Raw genomic sequence first — 4,261 nt, 5'->3', positions numbered from 1 at the left:
CTTAGATTTAAGCGCGAGCTTGTTCAGCTTCTTCTTCCGTTTCACATTGATTTGGGATAGTACAGCCTTGGCCTTCTACAGGTAGGTAAGCTGCGATTGCTTTCGGGTATAGCCAGCCACCAAAGCATGCACCAGCGATTGGCGCTAGAATTGGGACGATAAAGTAAGGAATGTCACGTGCACCTGTTAGTGCAAATTCCCAACCTGCGAAATATGCGAATAGCTTTGGACCGAAGTCACGAGCTGGGTTCATAGCGAAGCCCGTTAGTGGACCTAGTGAACCACCAATAACAGCGATAAGAATACCGATAAGCAGTGGGTTCATTGCACCACGTGAAGCGCCATTGTTCTCATCACCGAGTGCAAGAATGGCAAACATTAGTACCGCTGTAATCACGAATTCCACTGCAAAAGCGCCAAAGAAAGAAAGTGAAGCATGTGGGTAAGTCGAGAAGATACCAGCAGTAGCAAGTGCTTCTTGGCTGCTACGAACGAAGCTATGCGCAATTTCGTAGTCAGTAAAAAGGTTACTGTAGAGGCTGTAAACTAAAGCAGCAGAACAGAAAGCACCAAGTAATTGGGCAATGATGTAAGGTACGACTTTCGCTTTATCGAAGCCATGGAACATCGCCAGAGCAATGGTTACTGCTGGGTTGATGTGTGCACCAGAAACCCCAGCCGTGCAGTAAATGGCAATAGAAACACCAAAGCCCCACACAATACTGATTTCCCATTGTCCGAATGATGCCCCAGTTAAAACTAAAGCAGCCACACAGCCCACGCCAAAGAAGATTAGAAGTCCTGTTCCTATAAACTCAGCTAGGCATTCGCCTAATAGAGATGGGTGTTTATTTGTTGTCATTTTCGAGTCCTTGTTTTGTTTTCGTTGTCTAGCACGGTGTTATTGTGCATATATTTTCGAATTCGAAAACAAACGAGCATTAAAAGTGAGTGTTTGAGCATGTAATTGTTAATCAAACGAGCGTTATTTGTTAAATTGAACGACTTTGATCACAAAGGAAAGTTATTTGAAGGGGCGTAGGAAGCTGTAAAGTGGTCGTTAACTGGATAAGTGCGGTAAAAGTACGTGTATGCAAATAGATTGACAACTGGTATGAGGAGTTTTGTATTGGTTTTTGTGACATTACTTCGTCATAGGACAATACTTAAACATTACGTGATTGAATGTTGGATGTTTATATCGCGTATATCGAGAGGTAGTCAGTGTTGCGTGGCTGGGCGTAGTTGGCCATGGCTGGCGTGTCGGGGCAAGTTAACTACCCCAACACCTCTGAATTAGGCGAGTTCGTTTAACAAAAAATCGACGAAAGTGCGGTTTTTCAGTGAAAGTTGTTTAGTTTTATAGAGTAAATGGATGGGCTTAGGCGCTGGTAACGTATCAGATAAAATCTCGATTAATGTTCCTTTGCTCATTTCTTCTTCAACCAATATTCTAGGTTGTAACAATACACCTACACCTTGCAATGCTGCATATCGTAATACATCACCATTATTGGACGTTAGGCGAACTTGCCCCCTATTTCGCGTTGAAGATGGAGAGCTACTCAATTGAACGTCACTTCCACTCGTGTAACTAAACCCCAGTGACGGATGTTGCATCAGTTCTTCGAGTGAAGTAATGGGTGAATGTTGCTCTAAGTATTCAGGTGAAGCGCAATAGCTCATGCCATAGTCGCCGAGGCTGCGTGCCACTAGATTAGAGTCAGATAACGTACCTATTCTTACAATCAAATCGATATCAGAAGAATAGGGGTCAACAAGATCGTTATTGAGCATTAATTCGATGTTGATCGTCGGGTATTCCACCAAGAACTTAGCGATGATAGGCGCAAGTACCTTATTGCCGTATGTGACGGGGCTGTTGATCTTCACCGTTCCTTGAGGTTGATTTTCAATGGTCTGAATCAAATTCTCGGCATTGCTGATGTCTTCTAAAATACGTTTACATTCTCGGTAATACAGTTGTCCTGAGTCTGTGAGTGATTGCTTGCGGGTTGTACGGTGGATCAGCTGGGAATTAAGGTTCGTTTCCAAAGCCTGAATGTGTTTGCCAATCATGGTTGCCGATAAATTAAAACGGTGGGCAGCACCACGAAAGCTGCCGTGCTCAGCGACGTAAGCAAAGATTTTCATGCTAGTTAACTTATCCATTAAACACTCACAGTTTATAAAGAATAAAATAAAGACGAGTTTATCAATTATTAAGAGGTAATTATATTAAAGCTAACGAATAGCCGATCAAATAACACCCGGAATACCGATAATGAGCAAACCAATTTTTGTGACAGCAGAATTAAAAATAAAAGAACACGTTGAACGAAATGAAGCCGTTACTGCTATTGAACAATTTTGTGTCGATATGCAAAGTGAACATGGCTGTTTACAAGCGTTAGCGACTTATGATGAAAAAGACAGCCAGCGTGTTGTTTTATGGGAACAGTATGTCGACAGAGATGCAATTAACCAGCACTTCGGAATGTCTCATACTCAAGCTTTTATTGAGCGCGATATAACTGAACTCGTTCAAGTATTTGAAACACAGAAGCAGGAGCTGTAAGCATGAAATGGGGCATATTGGGAACAAGCTTTATATCGGGTGTTATGGCTGATGCGATTAACGAAGATAAGCACAGTGAGCTTTACGCAGTCGCAGGCCGAACTGAAAAAACATTGAATGACTTTGCACAGCAATATCAGCCAACAACAATCTACAACGACTATGATGCGCTGATTAGCGATGATGCTATCGATATTATTTATATCGCGCTGCCAAACCACGTACACCATGAGTATGTCATTAAGGCTGCCCTACAAGGCAAAGCCATTCTGTGTGAAAAGTCTTTATCCATTGATATGAAAAAGACAGAACAAGCCCTAGCTGCAGTCAAAGAAGCGGACGTTTTCTTCGCTGAAGGTTTGATGTATTTGCATCACCCATTAATGGAAAAACTGCATGAAGAGATCGCGACGGGTGAAATCGGGGAAATTCGTTTTATTCAAGGCTCTTACGTCGCAGCGATTGACCAGTTTGTAAATCCTGACAGTAAAGGCGCACTCTATAATCTCGGCTGTTATCCAATGTCTCTGATTCATTCTGTTATCAAACATCAGCTTGGCGAGCGAGCATTTGATCAAGTGTCGTTCTCTGCGATAGGTAGACGAGGGCAAGATGGCAATATTTGTGAGTCCTCAGCGTTGATGCGATTTAACGATACGATCACGGCTCAAATTCATACCGCAGAAACGTATGGGTTAAAGCATGGCTTTACCATTTTGGGCAGTAAAGGCTGTATTACACTAGATACTAATCCTTGGCTAGCAACACAAGAGAACAGCTTTACGGTTGAGGTGTATGAAACGTCAACGAGAGAAGTCAAAGTCGCAGCAAAAGGTGATGGTTTCTACTATCAAGTAAGAAATATTCGTAACGCACTCGCTACAGGGAAAAAGCAGTTAGCATCGCCTATGGCTAGCCATCAAGATTCTAAAGAGATCATGAAACTACTTACGGACTGGGAGCTAGCGGCAAGCTAAGCTTGGTTCGAAAGTTTAGGAAACCGTATATATGAACTGTGTATATACGGTTTGACCTAAGAGAGAAGTGTGCTGACTAAAGCGTTAGCTTTTTACCCAAATATTGTACTTCAACGCTAGCATAGCCTTGATAAACCGCTTCAAATTGCTGGCTAAGTTGAAGCGCATTTTCTTCGCTGTCAGCAAGCATCGAAATCAAATAAACAGGTTTTATTGTGCCATTATCTTGTTGAGTCTTGATATAAGATGATGTGACAACACCAGCCTGGTTTAGCGTTACAACGCGCTGTAAATCCACACCTAATACTCGGTTAAGCTCCGCACTGTCGATATCTTGGTTCCAGTTGAATGTTAAGCCATAGTTTTGATTCGATAAGCTACTGTTTAACCACATATCGCCAAGGTACTCAATTCCGTTAATTTCTAGCGTGCCATTTTGAGCCATAGGCAGGCTGTTAATCTTGTCGTTAACCTGCTGTTCGTTATCCGCTTCAATAACAAAGTTCATTGATTGGATGTTGCCGTAACTCTCTTGAACGAACACATCTTTTATTTCACCAGACTCTATCATTTGCTCAAATTTTGATTGCTCACCCTGACTTGGCTGGTGGTATGAATGAGTCTTATCCCATTGAATATTCACACCAAAATCGGCAGATGCTGCTTGTAGTGAAGTGAACGCTGCTACAGAAATGATCAATGATTT

Annotated in this window: 5 protein-coding genes; 2 read left to right on the top strand and 3 right to left on the bottom strand. The window is 42.2% G+C overall.

Annotated features, from left to right (window positions below):
• Positions 1-7 precede the first annotated feature (7 nt).
• Complete coding sequence (locus tag L4C33_RS19995; protein ID WP_428814156.1) at positions 8-862, bottom strand: MIP/aquaporin family protein; 855 nt, start codon at positions 860-862, stop codon at positions 8-10.
• Positions 863-1,296: 434 nt separating this feature from the next.
• Positions 1,297-2,172 (bottom strand): LysR family transcriptional regulator, encoded by an 876-nt coding sequence (locus L4C33_RS19990; protein ID WP_428814155.1) that lies wholly within the window; start codon positions 2,170-2,172, stop codon positions 1,297-1,299.
• Between the two features lie 112 nt (positions 2,173-2,284).
• Here L4C33_RS19990 and L4C33_RS19985 point away from each other — a divergent pair, with 112 nt between their 5' ends.
• The gene (locus tag L4C33_RS19985) at positions 2,285-2,578 is read left to right on the top strand and encodes a putative quinol monooxygenase (protein ID WP_428814154.1); all 294 of its coding nucleotides are present in this window, start codon (positions 2,285-2,287) and stop codon (positions 2,576-2,578) included.
• Between the two features lie 2 nt (positions 2,579-2,580).
• Positions 2,581-3,555 (top strand): Gfo/Idh/MocA family protein, encoded by a 975-nt coding sequence (locus tag L4C33_RS19980; protein WP_428814153.1) that lies wholly within the window; start codon positions 2,581-2,583, stop codon positions 3,553-3,555.
• A gap of 76 nt (positions 3,556-3,631) precedes the next feature.
• On the opposite strand, the gene L4C33_RS19975 is transcribed toward L4C33_RS19980, so the two are convergent.
• A partial coding sequence (locus L4C33_RS19975) for a hypothetical protein (protein WP_428814152.1) occupies positions 3,632-4,261 on the bottom strand: 630 nt, incomplete at its 5' end.

Source organism: Vibrio makurazakiensis, assembly GCF_050337375.1.
Classification (GTDB): Bacteria; Pseudomonadota; Gammaproteobacteria; order Enterobacterales; family Vibrionaceae; genus Vibrio; species Vibrio makurazakiensis.
This window is presented reverse-complemented; position numbering and strand designations above follow the sequence as displayed.